Annotated in this window: 14 protein-coding genes; 9 read left to right on the top strand and 5 right to left on the bottom strand. The window is 62.4% G+C overall.

The genetic code is table 11. The features are described 5' to 3' along the window. The first annotated feature begins 746 nt into the window (after window positions 1–746). Genes ACB030_RS01855 through ACB030_RS01835 form a run of 5 tightly spaced genes read left to right on the top strand, consistent with a single transcriptional unit; the run spans window position 747 to window position 5854 of the window. Window positions 747–1784: an AI-2E family transporter gene (locus ACB030_RS01855; RefSeq protein ID WP_371157538.1), complete on the top strand. Its 1038-nt coding sequence runs from the start codon at window positions 747–749 to the stop codon at window positions 1782–1784. Between the two features lie 4 nt (window positions 1785–1788). Next, a complete protein-coding gene (locus ACB030_RS01850; protein ID WP_371157536.1) occupies window positions 1789–3300 on the top strand; it encodes an efflux transporter outer membrane subunit in 1512 nt (503 codons plus the stop codon). Continuing rightward, window positions 3293–4387, top strand: a complete 1095-nt coding sequence (locus ACB030_RS01845) for an HlyD family secretion protein (protein WP_371157534.1) — start codon at window positions 3293–3295, stop codon at window positions 4385–4387. Before ACB030_RS01850 ends, ACB030_RS01845 begins: the two co-directional genes overlap by 8 nt. A gap of 8 nt (window positions 4388–4395) precedes the next feature. Then, window positions 4396–5424 (top strand): DUF2955 domain-containing protein, encoded by a 1029-nt coding sequence (locus tag ACB030_RS01840; RefSeq protein WP_139434159.1) that lies wholly within the window; start codon window positions 4396–4398, stop codon window positions 5422–5424. A 1-nt stretch (window position 5425) separates the two neighbouring features. Further along, window positions 5426–5854, top strand: a complete 429-nt coding sequence (locus ACB030_RS01835; protein ID WP_371157531.1) for an ion channel — start codon at window positions 5426–5428, stop codon at window positions 5852–5854. Window positions 5855–5947: 93 nt separating this feature from the next. On the opposite strand, the gene ACB030_RS01830 is transcribed toward ACB030_RS01835, so the two are convergent. Then, on the bottom strand, window positions 5948–7636 hold the full coding sequence (locus ACB030_RS01830) for an FAD-dependent oxidoreductase (protein WP_371157529.1): 1689 nt from the start codon (window positions 7634–7636) through the stop codon (window positions 5948–5950). 134 nt (window positions 7637–7770) lie between these two features. On the opposite strand from ACB030_RS01830, the gene ACB030_RS01825 reads away from it, so the two are divergent. From ACB030_RS01825 to ACB030_RS01815, 3 genes are all read left to right on the top strand, one after another. Next, window positions 7771–10710 carry an EAL domain-containing protein gene (locus tag ACB030_RS01825; protein ID WP_371157527.1) on the top strand — a complete coding sequence of 980 codons (2940 nt, stop codon included), beginning with the start codon at window positions 7771–7773 and terminating at the stop codon, window positions 10708–10710. Between the two features lie 75 nt (window positions 10711–10785). Continuing rightward, window positions 10786–11628, top strand: coding sequence for a pyruvate formate lyase 1-activating protein (gene pflA, locus ACB030_RS01820; RefSeq protein ID WP_371157525.1), 843 nt, complete (start codon window positions 10786–10788; stop codon window positions 11626–11628). A gap of 93 nt (window positions 11629–11721) precedes the next feature. Then, a complete protein-coding gene (locus ACB030_RS01815; protein WP_371157523.1) occupies window positions 11722–12363 on the top strand; it encodes an energy-coupling factor ABC transporter permease in 642 nt (213 codons plus the stop codon). 66 nt (window positions 12364–12429) lie between these two features. On the opposite strand, the gene ACB030_RS01810 is transcribed toward ACB030_RS01815, so the two are convergent. The 4 genes from ACB030_RS01810 to ACB030_RS01795 all read right to left on the bottom strand — a co-directional run bounded on the left by ACB030_RS01810 (window position 12430) and on the right by ACB030_RS01795 (window position 15770). Next, window positions 12430–13122 carry an ABC transporter permease gene (locus tag ACB030_RS01810; RefSeq protein ID WP_371157521.1) on the bottom strand — a complete coding sequence of 231 codons (693 nt, stop codon included), beginning with the start codon at window positions 13120–13122 and terminating at the stop codon, window positions 12430–12432. Between the two features lie 93 nt (window positions 13123–13215). Beyond that, complete coding sequence (locus ACB030_RS01805; protein ID WP_371157519.1) at window positions 13216–13956, bottom strand: ABC transporter permease; 741 nt, start codon at window positions 13954–13956, stop codon at window positions 13216–13218. Between the two features lie 204 nt (window positions 13957–14160). Continuing rightward, entirely contained in the window at window positions 14161–14934 is a 774-nt protein-coding gene (locus ACB030_RS01800; RefSeq protein WP_205641475.1) for an ABC transporter substrate-binding protein, read from the bottom strand. Between the two features lie 65 nt (window positions 14935–14999). Continuing rightward, window positions 15000–15770 (bottom strand): ABC transporter ATP-binding protein, encoded by a 771-nt coding sequence (locus ACB030_RS01795; protein ID WP_025326493.1) that lies wholly within the window; start codon window positions 15768–15770, stop codon window positions 15000–15002. A 531-nt stretch (window positions 15771–16301) separates the two neighbouring features. Here ACB030_RS01795 and ACB030_RS01790 point away from each other — a divergent pair. Further along, entirely contained in the window at window positions 16302–17204 is a 903-nt protein-coding gene (locus ACB030_RS01790; RefSeq protein ID WP_371157517.1) for a lysine exporter LysO family protein, read from the top strand. Window positions 17205–17207: the final 3 nt, after the last annotated feature.

Below are 17207 nucleotides of genomic sequence, written 5' to 3'. Positions count from 1 at the left end.
GAAGGCGATCCTGACTATAAAGTTAACTGCATATCACAGGCCTATAAGTATTTGTTTTGTAGGCAAAAAACTATTTTTAATTTTTAACAAAATGTTCACGATCTCGCCCTGCTCATTCACCCTGGGCCGCCATTGCTCGCTTAAACATCCATTAATAGGTATCAAATAATATTGTTCATTCGAAACTCTTTTTTTAGACGGCTATTTTATATAGGCAAACTTTCCCCGTTTTCTGAACCCAAGCCAAACTGGGAACAACAGTTCGCTTGTGCGGCACAAGGGGACTCTTTATTCTCTAAATAGCTTTTCCGAATAGTAGAACACTGCACTCTTGTAGCCTCTACAAGTGGCTCTGCACACGTATCACGGTTTCAGCCTTGTCATGTCAGACCTCGCCGCTTGATAGCAGTAAAGCCTTACACTACAAGGCTTACGGCAAGGTGCAGCACTATTAGAACCTGTGGTTTAGCCCCTCTGAAGAGGTTGCATCAATCAACCTAATATCAACCAGTTAAAAACTTTTTAAACATTGAATTCCTGTGCCATACATTAAATGCAGGCAAGGTCAGATTGACCCACACAGGCTGAACTCAGTGTTATTTATTACTGCACAACCCATGCCTGCTGGCCCGACATCTATGTCGGGCCAGCATGGTTGTGTGCTCATCCCCCGTCGGAGTCATACCAGAATGGAAAATAACGATCTGTCCATAGTCGAAAAAAGGTTGGTTGCCAGATTCCTGGATATGTTCATCAAGTTTGGCCTTATCCTGGCACTGGGCTCTTTCTGCTTCACCGTGTTCTCTCCCTTCATGAACATGATGCTGTGGGCGCTGATCCTGGCCGTCACCCTCTATCCCCTCCACCAGCGCTTTGCCGCGCGCCTGGGCGGCAAGCAGGGACGGGCCTCCACCCTGCTGGTGCTGCTGGGCATCCTGCTCATCGTGGCCCCTACCGTCGTCATGATCAGCTCCCTGGGTGACAGCGTCAGCGCCCTGGTCGACAAGGTGGAGAACAACACCCTGGTGATCCCGGCCCCCTCCGCCGACATCGCCGAGATCCCGCTGGTGGGCGCCAAGCTCCATGCCGTCTGGCTGAAAGCCTCGGTGGACCTGCCCAGCCTCATCGTCAGCTACCAGCCGCAGCTCGGGGATCTCGCCAAGAAGGTCGTCGGCATCCTGGCCAGCATGGGAGGTGGCTTGCTCGGTTTCGTCGTCTCCTTCATCGTGGCCGGCATCATGATGGCCTGGGGTGCACCGGGCGCCTTGAGCGCCGATCGCATCGCCATGCGCATCACGGATGAACGCAAGGGGCTGGCGCTGACCAAGCTGTGCACCAGCACCATACGTGCCGTCGCTCAAGGGGTCATCGGGGTCGCCTTCATCCAGGCGCTGCTGGCGGGTATCGTCATGATGCTGGCGGGGATCCCGGCCGTCGGTATCTTCTTCGTGCTGGCGCTGATCCTCGGCATCGCCCAGGTACCCGTGATCCTGGTGACGGCGCCCGCCATCGCCTACATGTGGAGCACGGGTGATCACGGCACTGCGGTGAACATCATCTACAGCGTCCTGCTGATCGTCGCAGGCATGGCCGACAACGTGCTCAAGCCGCTGCTGCTGGGTCGCGGTGTCGATGCCCCCATGCCGGTGGTGCTGCTGGGCGCCCTTGGCGGCATGGCGGCCAGTGGCATCCTCGGCATGTTCATCGGCGCCACCCTGCTCTCCATCGGCTATCGCATCTTCATGGCCTGGGTCAACGAAGGTCTGGCTTCTGCGGATAAATAACCCCATGGCCGTCCAACGTCACCGCCCCCTGTTCGCGGGGGGCGCATGCCTGTTATTGAGTGCCTGCACAGTGCTGGGCCCCGACTACCAAGCCCCCAGAGTCGAGGAGATGGCCGGCTGGCACAGCGCCAGCGAGGGTCAGCAGGCGAGCGCGACCGCCGACTATCGCCAATGGTGGAACCGGCTCAACGACCCCGTGCTGAGTGCCCTGGTAGAGGAAGCGCTGCGAAAGAACCCGGATGTGCGGATCGCCGGCTTGCGGATCCTCGAGGCCCAGGCCCAGCTCGGCATTGCCGAGAGCCTGCTCGGCCCCCAGGCCACCGTGGGCACGGGCGAGTTCCTGCAAGCCGGACAGACCCGGGGCGGCCACAGCAGCGCCGGCAGCAGCTATGGCGCCGGGTTCAACCTCGGCTGGGAGCTCGACTTCTGGGGCAAGTTCGAACGCGGCATCGAAGCAGCGGATGCCAACTACTTCGCCACCCTGGCCCAGTATGATGACATCCAGGTGCTGATGGCCGCCCAGGTGGCCCAGCTCTATGTGAGCATCCGCACCCTGGAGGCTCGCCTCTACATAGCCCGGGAGAATGCCCGCCTCCAGCAGCGCAGCCTGGAGATCACCGAGCGGCTGTTCAAGAGCGGCAACAGCGCCGAGCTGGACGTGCAGCAGGCCAAGACCCAGTACCTCGGCACCCTGTCCGGCATTCCGCAACTCGAGACCAGCCTGCGCCAGAGCCAGAATGCCCTCTCGACCCTGATTGCCAGGCCCCCGGGCCCCCTGCCCGAGATGGCCACCAACACCGGCAAGATCCCCCAGGGGGAGCTGGCCCTGGTCACCGAGATGCCGGCCGATCTGCTGCGCCGACGTCCCGACGTGCGGGTCGCGGAACGGCAACTGGCCGCCCAGTCTGCCCTGATCGGCGTGGCCGAGAGCGAGCTCTACCCCTCCATCACCCTGCTTGGCACCCTGGGCGTCAACGCCACCAATGGGGAGAGCGGCACCTTCTCCTGGGCCCTCGGTCCCTCGCTCAGCTGGAACCTGCTCGATCAGGGACGGCTCGGCAACCAGATCCTGGTGCAGGACGCCCGCTTCCAGCAGTTGCACGAGCGCTATCGTGACAGCGTGTTCAAGGCGGCCCGCGAGGTGGATGACGCGGCCGTGGCCTACGCCAACGGCCAGGACGAGATCGTCCTGCTGACCCAGACCGGCGAGGCCGCCCGTCGCTCCCTCGAGATAGCCAACACCCAGTATCGCGAGGGGATGGCGGACTTCCAGCGGGTGCTCGACTCCCAGCGCGCCCTGTTCAACCAGCAGGAGCGCCTGGTCAACAGCCGTGGCGCCCGGATGCGCGATCTCATCACGCTCTATAAGGCGCTGGGTGGCGGTTGGGAACAGGGGCGCGAACGTCCCCTGGTGACCCCCGAGGTGGAGGCCCAGCTGCGCACGCGCGCCGACTGGGCGCCCCTGCTCGACGCAACCCACTCTCCCATGACACAGAAGGCAAGCCCCCATGACTGACAGCACTGCATCTCCCGGCCAGGCCAGCCGCCGCGCCACCCTAGGGCTGCTGGCTGCCATCCTCCTCCTGCTCATCTGGTATCTGCTGGCGGACCGGCTGACCCCGTACAGCGCCCAGGCCCGGGTGCAGGCCTTCGTGGTCCCCGTCGCCGCCGAGGTGTCCGGCCAGATCAAGCGGGTCTATGTTCACGACAATCAGGATGTGGAGGCAGGTTCCCCCCTGTTCGAGATCGACCCCGAGCCCTATGACATCGCCCTGGCCAAGGCCAGATCCGACTACCAGACGGTCTTGAGCGGCGTCAAGGCGAACACCGAAGGGGTCAAGGCGGCCGAAGCTTCCCTGATGGCCATGCGCGCCGCCTATGACAACGCGGCCAAGGATGCGGAGCGACAGGAGCGGCTCTATCGCGAGGATCCGGGCGCCATCTCGGTGCGTCGCCTCGAGGTGGCCCAGGCCAGCCGCGAGACGGCCAAAAGCCAGGTGGCGGCAGCAGAGGCCGACGTCCGCCGCGCCATCGAAGCCGCCGGGGCGAGCGGCGATGACAACTCCCAGTTGCTCAGCGCCCGCTCGGCGGTCCACAAGGCCGAGCTGGATCGCAAGAACACTCTGGTCACGGCTCCAGGACGCGGGCTTATCACCGACTTGAGCACAGATACTGGCCAGTTTATCGGGGCCGGCGCACCGGCCATGACACTGATCGCCATCCACGACGTCTGGGTGTCGGCGGATCTGACGGAGAACAACCTCGGCAACATTCGGCCAGGGGACAAGGTCACCATATTGCTCGACAGCTTGCCCGGACAGCTGTTCAAGGGGGAGATCCGCAGCGTCGGCTACGGGGTGGGCGATGGCAAGAGCCAGCCCGCCGGGGCCCTGCCCACGGTGGACAACAACCGCGACTGGCTGCGTCAGGCGCAGCGTTTCCCGGTCAAGGTCGCCTTCCAGAGTGACGACTTTCCGCCGGTCGAGGCGCTGCGGGTCGGCGGCCAGGCCGATGTGCTGGTCTACACCGGCGAGAGCGGGGTGATGCACTTCCTGGGGGCGCTCTATATCCGGCTGATGAGCCTCTTCTCCTTCCTCTATTGAGGCGCCATATGCATAACGCCGACAGGGCTGTACTGCGCATTGGCACCGGCATCGGACTCGCGACGGGGATCTGTTACGGCCTGGCCCTGCCCATGCCCCACCTCGGCGTCATCATGGCCTGGGTGGTGCTGTGCCGACCCGGGGAAGCCCTTGGCCTGAAGAAGGGGCTGGCAGGGGGGCTACTGCTGCTGGGGATCATGGCCGCCGGGGTGCTGCTGGTCCCCCTGCTGACCCACTATGCCCTGGCGGCCGTGCTGCTCATCGCCCTGCTGCTCTACCTGCTGATGCAGCAGTCGATGGCCGGCAAGGGGGCCGCCGCCATGCTGCTCATCATGGCCATTACGGTGATCCCGGTGGCCGGGCTCATCGAGCAGTCCCTTGCCATCGCCATCGCCCAGATGATGGGACTGGGGATCCTGATAGGCACCCTGGTCAACCGCATGGCCCACGCCCTCTTTCCCCCCCTGCCGGTGGCAGGGGGGGCGGCCAGGCCGGTGCCATTGCCCCCCGAACATCCCGAGCGGCTGGCGCTGCGCGCCGTCGCCATCGTGCTGCCGGTGTGGCTGCTGGCCCTCGGCAACCCGGCGTTCTACATTCCGGCGGTGATGAAGACGGTAGCGCTGGCCCAGCAGAGCACCTCCCTCAACGCCAGACAGGCGGGCCAGGAGCTGGTGCTCTCGACCCTGGCGGGCGCCCTGCTGGCGTTCGCACTCTGGATGGGACTCAGCCTCTGGCCCTCCCTCCTGATGCTGGTGCTGATGCTCTCCCTGATGACCCTGTGGCTGGCGCGGCGTCTGATCCGGCTGGTGGCGGGGCGCTTCCCGCCCTCATTCTGGAGCAACGCCTGGATCACGGCGCTCATCCTGTTTGGCCCGGCCATAGAGGACAGCGCCACCGGCAAGGATGTGTGGTTGGCGGCCGCCATGCGTTGCGGCCTCTATCTGGTGGTGGCCGGCTATGGCTGGCTGTGTATCTTGCTGCTCGAGCAGTGGTGGCCGGTCGGCCGCCCGCTGACGGAATCCCAGTTAGGAGATTGATATGTTTACGATTTTTCTGGTCGGTATCCCGGTGATCCTGGTCAACATGCTGCTGCAATCCCTGGTGTCCGTCTGGTGCATCCGCTTCTACATCAGGCGGTTCCATCGCCGCGAGGGGGCCCTGGCCGGCATGCTGGCGCTGTTTGGCATCATCACCCTGGTGATGCTGGGCAACCTGGCCCAGATCGGCGTCTGGGGAGGGCTCTTCCTGTGGCTCGGGGAGTTCGACACCCTGCAGGAGGCCATCTACCACTCCGGGGTCAACTTCGCCACCCTGGGCTATGGCGACATCGTCATGAGCCCGCAGTGGAAGCTGCTCGGGCCGCTGGAGGCGGTCAACGGCGCCCTGATGATAGGCCTCTCCGGCGCCTCCATGCTGGCGGTCTTGCAGCACCACATTCGCAAGCAGCTCAATGACAGCGCCCCCTGATCGGGCGGTGCTCAGGGTGTAGAAAAGGGCCACTCCATGGAGTGGCCCATTTTCATGCACAGCAGACGATTGGGCCATGTCGGCCGGGCAGGGCTATTCGGCGAAGGCCATCTGCCAGGTCTTGAAGCCGCCGGAGAGGTTCTTCACCTTGAAGCCGTGCTGGCTCAGCAGGCGGCAGGCCACGTGACCGCGCAGGCCCACCTGACAGCTGATAAGCAGCTCTTTATCCTTGGGCAGCTCATCGAGACGACCGCGCAGCTCGTCGAGGGGAATATGCAGGGCCCCCGGGATGCGGCCCAGTTTGTCGAGCTCGGGGCCATTTCGCACATCCACCACCATCTGGTGAGGGTTGCGGGCCTGCACCTCGGCCGCGTGGCAGAGGATGGTGTCCCCTTTCAGGTGGTTGCTCGCCACGAAGCCCGCCATGTTGATCACATCCTTGGCCGAGCCGAACGGCGGCGCATAGGTGAGCTCCAGATCCTGCAAGTCAAAGACGGTGAGACCTGCGCGCTGGGCTACCGCCAGCACATCGATGCGCTTGTCGATGCCATCCTTGCCGATGGCCTGGGCGCCGTAAATCTTGCCATCCGGGGCAAACAGCAGCTTGAGGCTGACCGGATGGGCGCCGGGGTAGTAGCCGGCGTGGCTGCCCGGGTGGGCATAGACCTTCTCGAACGGCAGCCCCAGCTGCACCAGTCGCTTCTCGTTAAGCCCTGTGCTTGCCACCGCCAGGTCGAACAGCTTGCAGATGGCGGTCCCTTGCGTCTTCTTGTAGGTTTCGCTTCGGCCCAGCATGTTGTCGGCGGCGATGCGCCCCTGCCGGTTGGCGGGGCCCGCCAGCGGGATCAGCACGGACTCGCCGGTGACGAAATCGGTCTCTTCGACTGCATCCCCCACCGCGTAGATGAAGGGATCCGAGGTGCGCATGCCGGCATCCACCCTGATGCCGCCGCGCGGGCCCAGCTCCAGCCCCGCCTTGGCGGCGAGCAGGGTTTCGGGCTTGACGCCGATGGCCAGGATCAGCAGACCGGTGTCGAGGTGGCTGCCGTCATTGAGGGTCAGGCGCAGGCCACCGCTTTTAGCAGTCGGCACGGCGGAGGTCTTCTCGGCAGGCAGATCCAGACTCTCGATGGCGGTGAGGCCGGTGCGCAGGCGCAGGTCGATCCCCTCTTCCCGGATGCGGGCGTGGAGCATGTTGGCCATCTCTTTATCCACCGGCGCCATCACCTGATCGGCCAGCTCCAGCAGGGTGACCTCCAGCTTGCGCTGATGCAGCGCCTCCATCATCTCCAGCCCGATAAAGCCGCCCCCCACCACGGTGACATGGCGCGGCTTGTCATGGTGCAAAGCCGCCAGGATGCGGTCCATGTCGGGGATGTTGCGCAGGGTATAGACGTGGGGGCTGTCGATGCCGGGGAAGGGAGGGCGAATGGGCGCCGCACCCGGGCTCAGCAACAGCACATCGTAAGGTTCGCGCTGCTCGTCACCGGTTTGCAGGTTGCGCACCAGCAGGGTCTTGCCCGCCTTGTCTATCTCGATCACATCGTGGAAAACCCGCACATCGACGTTGAACCTGCGCTTGAAGCTCTGGGGCGTCTGCAGCAGCAAGGCATCCCGACTGGGGATATCCCCCCCGATGTGATAGGGCAGACCGCAGTTGGCGAAGCTGACAAACTCCCCCCGCTCGAACATCACTATCTCTGCCTCTTCGCTCAACCGACGGGCGCGGGCCGCCGCCGAGGCGCCCCCTGCGACGCCACCCACAATCAGGATCCGTTTCATCTGCAAGACTCCACTCAACAGGAAATGACCAATAAATTAGACCCATCTAATTTAGGTTTCAATGAAATTTTGTTTGCCACGGATTTGCAGTATTCTTGCCCTCCGACAATTGCTCAACAGGATAGTGTCAGTTCATGTCGTCTACCGCGCTCAGTCATCTCCCGACAGCCAGCCAGGCCCCCCTGTTCTTTCGCCTGGATACCCGTAGTCAACGGCTGGTCGCCCTGACCGATGTGATGCAGACCCCGCTCCACTGGCTCGATGAGCCCCGCAGCGCCTGGCCGGCCCAGTTGCCCGATGCCCTGCGCCAGCCCATAGAGCAGCGGCTCGCCAGCGGCAAGGGGGGCAAACTGCTGCTGCGCTTTGCCGCCCAGCAGTGGCACATCTCTCTCTCCCATGAACAGGACGCCTTCTGGCTCATCTGCCTGCAGACCCAGCCCCAGGAGAGTGCGGCCAGCTTGTCGCTGCAACTGCCGCGCCTGAGCCAGATGGCCAGTCAGCAGCAGTATGCCGCCATGCTGGAGAGCCTAAGGGAGTGCCTGGGAGCCGATCGCCTGATCCTCTGGCACTACCAGGCCAACGGCCCCCTTGGCAGCGAGCAGCTGACCCCTGTCTTCACCCTGAATGCGGACTCTGTCGGTGCCATTCGCGGTGACAGCCGCTTTATCCGGGCCTTGCGTACCCGGGGCGCCCTGAGCTTCTCGGAGGCCGCCCATCAGCCCATGCTGAGCCAGCACTATTATCTGGCCAATGCCAACGTCAGCTCCCGCCTGGACGGCGCCCTGCTGGAGCAGGAGAAGCTCATCGGCGTGCTCAGCCTCGAATACGCCGAGACGACCCTGATAGGTGACGAGACGCTGCAACTGGTGCGCCACTGCGCCCAGTTGCTGGGCCACTGGCAGCCCGAACCCGAGGTGAGCGAGGCCTCTCCGTTCACCCTGCCTGCCGGGCTCATCTGCAAGACCGGCAATGAGTATTGCCGCGCCCTGGTGCGCTGGGCCATGACCGCGAGCGGCGCCCGCATCGGCTGGCTCGGGGAGTTTCAGCTGCGCGGCCAGGATCTCTGGCTCATCCCCCGCTGCGTGCTGGAAGGAGAGACCTTCTCCGCGGTCAAGCCCATGCGGATGGAGATAGGCCCAGGCCGGGAGATCTTCCAGCACGGCCAGAGCCTCTATGTGGAAGACCTGCCCCTGCGCTATCCCCAGGCCACCCAGTTGCTGGCCTTCAACGCCAAGGCCTACATCGGCATTCCCCTCCAGGGTCAAGGCGGCGCCCCCCTGGGTCAGCTCACCCTGCTGCTCGACGGGCCGCTGGACGATCCCATGCCCCTGCTCGATGCCCTCTACGAGCAGCGTGAACGGGCTGCCATCGAGTTGCAGCGCCTCGCCAACGACGATGCCCTGCGCCTGGCCGAAGTGGCCTTCAATACCCACGACGGTCTGCTGGTGATGGATCACGGCGGCATAATCCTCAAGGTCAACGCCTCCTTCAGCCGCATCACAGGGTTCGGGGACGATGAGATGCTCGGTCAGCATATCGAGGCCCTGAGGCCCACCTATTATGGCGACAGCCTCAGGGAGGAGGTCATCGTCGCCGTCGATGAGCAGGGATACTGGCTCGGCGAGGAGCAGTGCCTGCACAGGGACGGGCATCTCTTCCCGGTGCGCCTCATGGTGAGCGGCGTCAAGGATGAGGAGGGCGAGATCAGCCATTTCGTCTGCAGCTTCCACGACATCACCCAGGAGAGGGAGACGGCCCGCCACATAGAGCGGCTCGCCTATTACGACGATCTGTGCGACCTCTACAACAGGCGCAGCCTGAACGACATCATGCAGCGCACCCTGCAAAGCCAGAGCGGGCAGTGGGGGGCATTGCTGCTGCTGGATCTCGACAACTTCAAGTCGATCAACGACTCCCTCGGCCACGCCTGCGGCGATCTGCTGCTCCAGGCCGTGGTGGTGCGGCTCAAGTCCCTGCCCCAGGAGAACCTGGTGCTGGCCCGTACCTCGGGGGACGAGTTCGCCCTGCTGTTCACGGCGCTGGGTCAGGGCTATGTCACCGCCAAGATACTGGCGGAGCACTTCGCCCGGGAGCTGATGGGGATTTTCCGGCTCCCCTTCGACATCGGCGATCACAAGCTGCACTGCAGCGCCTCCGTGGGGATCAGCCTGTTCAGCGACGATGACAAGGATCACCTGATCCTGATGCAGCAGGCCGACACCGCCGTCCACATGGCCAAACGGGCCGGCCAGGGCAACCACATCTTCTTCAGCGAGGCCATGGCGGAGAAGGAGAAGAGCAAGCTCTCCCTGAGCAACCAGCTGCGCGATGCCCTGCGCAACAACGAGCTGGTGCTGCACTATCAGCCCCAGTACAGAGTCGACAACGGCAGCCTCTCCGGCGTGGAGGCCCTGCTGCGCTGGCAGAAGATGGACGGCACCATGATCCCCCCCGGGGACTTCATTCCCATCGCCGAAGAGACCACATTGATCCAGGAGATAGGCTACTGGGTGATGAAGACCGCCTGCGCCCAGTACAGTTTCTGGCTCAACAACGGCCTCGCCATCCCCCACCTGTCGGTCAACGTCAGCGCCCGCCAGTTCCACACCGCCGGCTTCGTGCAACAGGTGGAGTACGTGCTGCGCGATACCGGGGTGCCCCCCTCGCGCCTGCTGCTGGAGGTCACCGAGTCCGTGGTGCTGGAAAACCGGCTGGACAGCATCGCCAAGATCCGCCAGCTCAAGGCCCTGGGCATCCTCATCTCCATCGATGACTTCGGTACCGGCTACTCTTCTCTCGCCTATTTGCGCGATCTGCCCGCCGATGAGGTCAAACTGGACAGGAGCTTCATCCAGACGCTGGTGCACAGCGAGCAGGACAAGGCCATCGTCAAGGCCATCCTGGATCTCGCCAAGGTGTTTCGCTTCACGGTGACCGCCGAAGGGGTGGAGGACGAGGAGCAGCTGGCCGTGCTCAAGGCCCTGGGATGCCAGCACTACCAAGGCTTCCTGACCAGCCGCCCGCTCCCCGTCAAGGCACTGGAGAGTCTGCTGGGTGCCACCCCGGCGGGCTAAACTGGTAGGATTTATAGGGCTTTATGTCATAAAATAACGACCGCTCGAACCCTGTCCGAACAATTGGAGTCGTCTATGTCAGTCATTAACCGGATCCCTGCCGTTGAAACCAGCGGCCCTGCCGATCAGGGTACTCAGCGGATCCCTGCCACCACCGTTAGCGACGCCAGCAGTCCCGACATCATTGGCCGGATCCATTCCGTCGAGACCTGCGGCACAGTCGACGGCCCCGGCATCCGCTTCATCGTGTTCATGCAGGGCTGCCTGATGCGCTGCAAGTATTGCCACAACCGGGACACCTGGGACACCCAGGGGGGCCGCGAGGTCACAGTGCCCGAGTTGATGCAGGATCTCACCAGCTACCGCCACTTCATGAATGCCTCAGGCGGCGGCGTCACCGCCTCCGGTGGGGAAGCCATGCTGCAGCAAGAGTTCATCGCCGAGCTGTTTGCCGCCTGCAAGGCGCAAGGGATCCACACCTGCCTGGATACCAACGGCTTCGTGCGTCACTACGACGAGCTGCTCGATCGGGTGCTCGACAACACCGATCTGGTGCTGCTGGACATCAAGCAGATCAATGACGAGAAGCACATACCGCTCACCCACGTCAGCAACAAGTACACCCTGGAGTTCGCGCGCTACCTGGCGTCCCGCGGCCAGACCATGTGGATCCGCTACGTGGTGGTGCCCACCTGGTCCGATGATGACGAGAGCGCCGAAGGGCTCGGCCAGTTCATCGCAGAGCTCGGGGATTGCGTCGAGAAGGTGGAGCTGCTGCCCTACCACGAACTCGGCAAGCACAAGTGGGACGTGCTGGGAGACACTTACGATCTGACCGGGATCAAGCCCCCCAGCAAGGAGACCATGGACAGGGTCCAGGGCATCCTCGGCAAGTACCACCCCAACGTGAAGTATTGAGACAGGAGGCCGCCCGGGACTGGGCGGCCTCTTTTTATTGCGCCGCCAGCGCCCGGGTTCATCACCGGGCAGTGAGATCCGGGGGAACATGTCATGAGTGAAGGACAAGTCGCCGCCCTCCTGCTCTGGCTGGTGCTGCTCGCCTTCAGCCTGAGTGCCTCCCTGCTGCGCACCCTCCACGCCAACCCCCTCTATCAGCACCTCTGCCTGGGGAGCGCCATCGCCCTGGTGCCGCTCTGGACCTTGCGGGCGGGCCTTCATGAGGGGCTGGAGATCCACTTTCTCGGCCTCACCAGCCTGACCCTGCTGCTGGGCTGGCGCCTCGCCCTGCTCGCCCCCTGCCTCACCCTGCTGATCCTCGGGGCCTTTGGTGTCACCGACCTGGCGGAGTTCGGCTGGCAGGCGCTCATCGGCGTCGCGCTGCCGGTGGCCACCAGCTGGCTGCTGTTTCTGGCAAGCTGGGCCTGGTTGCCCCGCCACCTCTTCGTCTACCTGTTCGTGGCCGCCTTTCTTGGGGGGGCGCTGAGCATCTCGGTCAAGATCCTCGCCAGCGCCCTACTGATGGGGATGAGCGGCGCCCACCCCTGGCACACCATCAGTGCCGACTACCTCTCCATCTGGCCGCTGCTGCTCTTCCCCGAGGCCCTGCTCAACGGCATGGCCATGACACTGCTCGCCGTCTACCGGCCCCACTGGGTCAACACCTTCTTCGACAGGGAATATCTGGGACGGTAAGCCTGCCCCGTGATCCAAAAAAAGCCCGCGACTGCGGGCTTTTTTGTCTCTGGCTTTTGTATCAGGTCATACGCTGCGGGGGCGCAGGTGGGCGTGCCAGCGGGCCTCCCACTTCTTGAACAGCCAGACGATGGCGAAGGTGAGCAGCATGTAGAGCAGGCCTGCGGTCAGGAAGGCCTCGAACGGGCTGTAGTAGCGGGAGTTGATGATCCGCGCCGCACCTGTCAGGTCGACTATGGTGATGATGCCCGCCACCGCCGAACCCTGCAGCATGAAGATCACCTCGTTGCTGTAGGCGGGCAGCGCACGGCGAAACGAGTTGGGCAAGATGATGCGGGTGAGGGTCTGCCAGCGGCTCATGCCAAAGGCACTGGCCGCCTCAATCTGCCCCTTGGGCATGTTCAGCACGGCGCCGCGCACTATCTCGGCGGTGTAGGCACCGGTGTTGAGGGTGAACGCCAGCAGGGCGCAGAACCAGGCCTCGGAGAAGAGCACCCAGGCGGGGCCGTTCTTGAGCCACTCCCACTGGGCGGCGCCGTAGTAGATGATGAACAGCTGTACCAGCAACGGGGTGCCGCGGAAGAAGTAGATATAAGCCCAGATCGGCCCCTTGATCAGCCAGTTGCGGCTGTTGCGCAAAATGCCCATGGGCACCGCCAGCATGAGGCCGAGCATGAGGGAGGCCGCCACCAGCCAGATGGTGGTGTAGAAGCCCTCCCAGTAGGTGGGCCACTCCTTGAGAATGATGGAGAAATCCATGGCTTACCTCGTCTTGATCGTGATGTAGATACGCTCGGCACTGACACCGCGACTATCACAGTAAACGAATGACTGCATTGAATACGGCATGGCTTACCTCGTCTTGATGGCGTAGTGACGCTCGGCCCACTTGAGCGCCGAGGTCGAGACCGCGGTGAAGATCAGGAAGATCAACGCCACCGCCATGTAGAAGGTAAACGGCTGCTGGGTCGAGCCCGCCGCCAGGGACGCCTTTCGCACCATGTCATCGAGCCCGATGATGGAGACCAGGGCCGTAGTTTTGAGCAATACCAGCCAGTTGTTGCCAAAGCCCGGCAGGGCGTGGCGCATCATCTGGGGGAAGAGGATCCGCACAAACACCTGGGTCGCCCGCATGCCAAAGGCGCGAGCGGCTTCCAGCTCTCCCTTGTCCACCGCCAGGATGGCGCCGCGGAAGGTCTCGGTCATGTAGGCACCGAAGATGAAGCCTATGGTGGCGACCCCGGCCGCAAAGGGACTGATGTCGATGTAATCCGGCAGCAGGGAGACCCACTCCTGATTCGGATTGCTCTCCAGCAGGTAGTTGTTGTAAGCCTCGTTGACCCAGCTGCAGATCCCGTTGATCAGCACCTGGCCACCGAAGAACAGCAGCATCATCAGCACCAGATCCGGAATGCCACGAATGACTGTGGTGTAGGCGGTCGCGATGCCGCGCGCCCACTTGTAGGGGGAGAGCTTGGCCAGGGCACCCAGCATGCCGAGCACCAGCGCCAGCAGCAGGGAAGCGAGCGCCACCTCCAGGGTGACCCAGGCCCCCTCCAGCAGGGAGGCTTCGTATCCTTTCAAATCAAACATATGCGGCTCCATTGCAACGCATTGAGCGGGCTTGCCCGTCCCAATATCCTTTCAAACCAAACACATGCAGCTCCATTGCAACTAAGCGGGCCCATCGCTCCCTTGCGAGAGACAACGGGCCCGGTGAGGACAGACGAGGGTCAACCTGTCGTGATGATCCGCCGCAATCCCTTCGGCGGCTACCCAAGGTAGCGCGCCTGGGGGTTACTCGCCGTAAACGTCGAAGTCGAAGTACTTGTCGTTGATTTCCTTGTACTTGCCGTTGGCGCGCAGGGCCAGGATGGCGGCATTGAATTTCTCTTTCAGATCCTTGTCAGCCTTGCGTACCGCTATGCCGGCACCCTCGCCAAACCACTTGGGATCGGTCAGTTTCGGGCCGACGAATTCGAAGGCGTCACCACCCTCTTTCTTCAGCAGGCCATCGCTGATGGCGGCGGAGTCGGCCATCACATAGTCAACCCGGCCGGATTTCAGATCGAGATAGGCCTCGTCTGCGGTGCCGTAGCGCTTGATGGTGGCGTTGGGGAAGTTGTCGGTGATGTAGGTGTCCATGGAGGTGGCGCGCTGCACGGCGATGGTCTTGCCATCCATGAAGGCCTTGTCGAGCTGCACCTCGGTGCCTTTCTTGGCGGCGAAGCGGGCCGGAATGTGCTGGTACTTCTGGGTGAAGTCCACCTTCTTCTTGCGCTCTTCGGTGATGTCCATGGTGGCGATGATGGCGTCATACTTGCGCGACAGCAGCGCCGGAATGATGCCGTCCCAGTCCTGCTTGACCAGGGTGCACTTCACCTTCATCTCGTCGCACAGGGCGTTGGCGATGTCGATGTCAAAGCCTTTCACCTCGCCGCTCGGCTCGGTCCAGGAGAAGGGAGGATAGGCCCCTTCCACCCCGATCCGCACCTCTTTCCACTCCTTGGCCATCAGGCTACCGGAACACAGGGCCGTCATCACGGCAGTCGCCAGCATCAGCTTGTTCATGTATCTCTCCTTGATAAACACGTCGATCGTTGAAAACGCAGAATATTGAAAAAACCGCCCATCCATCAATAGATGGACGAGATGAATTGTTTGAAGCGCTCGGATTTGGGATGGGCGAAGATCTCCTTGGGATTACCCTCCTCCTCCACCCGCCCCTGGTGCAGGAACATCACCTTGTTCGACACGTCACGGGCAAACGACATCTCGTGAGTGACCACCAGCATGGTACGCCCCTCTTCGGCCAGCTCGCGCATCAGGCCGAGCACCTCCCCCACCAGTTCGGGATCGAGCGCCGAGGTGGGTTCATCGAACAGCATCACCTCGGGCTCGACCGCCAGGGCACGGGCGATGGCCGCCCGCTGCTGCTGACCGCCGGAGAGGTGACCGGGGTAGTAGTCGCGCCGCTCCCACAGGCCCACCCGGTTGAGCAGTTGCTCCGCCTTGGCGATGGCCTCGGCACGGGGCACCTTGAGCACCTGGATCGGGACTTCGATGATGTTCTGCATGATGGTCATGTGCGACCAGAGGTTGAAACTTTGAAACACCATGGCCAGGCGGCTGCGAATACGCTCCACCTGACGCATGTCCTCAGGCAGGCGTTCACCGGCCCGATTGCTCTTCATGCGAATAAGCTCGCCATGGAGTGATACCGTGCCGGAAGAGGGGGTTTCCAGCAGATTGATACAGCGTAGAAAGGTCGACTTCCCCGAGCCCGAGGAGCCGATCAGGGAGATCACATCCCCCTTGCGGGCCGTCATATCGATGCCCTTGAGCACTTCGTGGGTGCCAAAATACTTGTGCAGTTCACGAACTTCCAGTGCGGCAACGTCGCTCATCCATTACAACCTTGTCTGTCCCTAGACGCCGCTACGGCGTGACTCCACCATCTCAAATTTAACAAAAAGTTAACCGATGGCAACCTTCAGCGAAAATATCATTCAGGTAGTTAAAAAACAATACAGAACCGAGGTATTTAGTGGTTTATCTGTATTTTTATTGGCCTTGGCGGTATTTTTCAGCACTTTGTCTGCATAAAATCCGCTTTGCGCCACCTCTGAGATACCGCCTTTTTATACCCTGAGCGCACCAGTAGCAAGAAGATTAAGCCATTTCAGCCAGAAGCCATTCAGAGTCACTTTATTCACCCCGACTCAGCCGAGCAAAACGCACTTTTTTCTAAATGGAATTGATTTCATTGGCGATGACGACCCGAGGCCAGGGGGCTCCGGGAAGGCGGCCTCGCAATGTAAAAATAACAAACCGATAAAAAAAGGGTCGAATGAAGCATACAAACTCATGGATTTATGACTCTTGACCAATAAGTAGTGGTAATGTGTCGTTTTCCCAGTTTTGTGACCGAGGCCCCAATGTTGCTGAATGTGTTGCTGATCCTGCTGCCGCTGGTTATCGGCTATCTTGTCCCCCTCTCCTCCCCCCGGCTCATCAAGCTGATCAATCAGTCGCTGGGCAAGATGGTCTATCTCATCCTGTTCCTGATGGGGCTGGGGCTGGCCTATGTGGAGAACCTCGGCAGCAACCTGGCGGTGATCTTCAAGGTGGCCGGGGTGATGCTGGCCGCCATCACCGCCTGCAACCTGCTGGCGCTCTGGTGGCTAGACAGACGCAGCCCCCCCACCCACGAGGCGAACGACGCCAAGATGCCTAGCAAATTGCATCTGCTCTGGGAGTCACTCCAGCTCTGCTTCGTGGTGCTCGGCGGCGTGCTGCTGGGGCTGCTGGTGGACTTGCGCGCCCTGCCCATCGACAAGTGGAGCGAGTGGGCCCTGATGCTGTTGCTGCTGCTCATCGGCATCCAGATGCGCAACTCCGGCATGCGGCTGCGCCAGATCCTGCTCAACCCCTGGGGCATGAAGATAGCCGCCACCGTCATCCTCAGCAGCTGGCTCGGCAGCCTGCTGGCGGCCCAGTTGCTGGGCATGCCCTCGAGCCACGCCCTGGCGCTCGCCTCCAGCTTCGGCTGGTATTCGCTGTCCGGCATACTGGTGGCCGACAAGCTGGGCCCGGTGCTCGGCTCCGCCGCCTTCATCAACGATCTGGGACGCGAGCTCATCGCCATCCTCATCATTCCGGTGCTGATGCGTCGCCACCCCTCCGCCGCCATCGGCTATGGCGGCGCCACCGCGCTGGACTTCACCCTGCCGGTCATCCAGAAATCCGGCGGCATCCAGGTGGTGCCGGTGGCCATCGTCTCCGGCTTTATCCTGAGCCTGCTAGGCCCCATTTTGATCCTGGGCTTTCTCGCTATCTGAGCC

This window comes from Aeromonas sp. S16(2024) (assembly GCF_041403065.1).
In the GTDB taxonomy this organism is placed as follows: Bacteria; Pseudomonadota; Gammaproteobacteria; order Enterobacterales; family Aeromonadaceae; genus Aeromonas.
The sequence above is the reverse complement of the archived record's forward strand: the minus strand, read 5'-3'. Positions and strand labels throughout refer to the sequence as shown.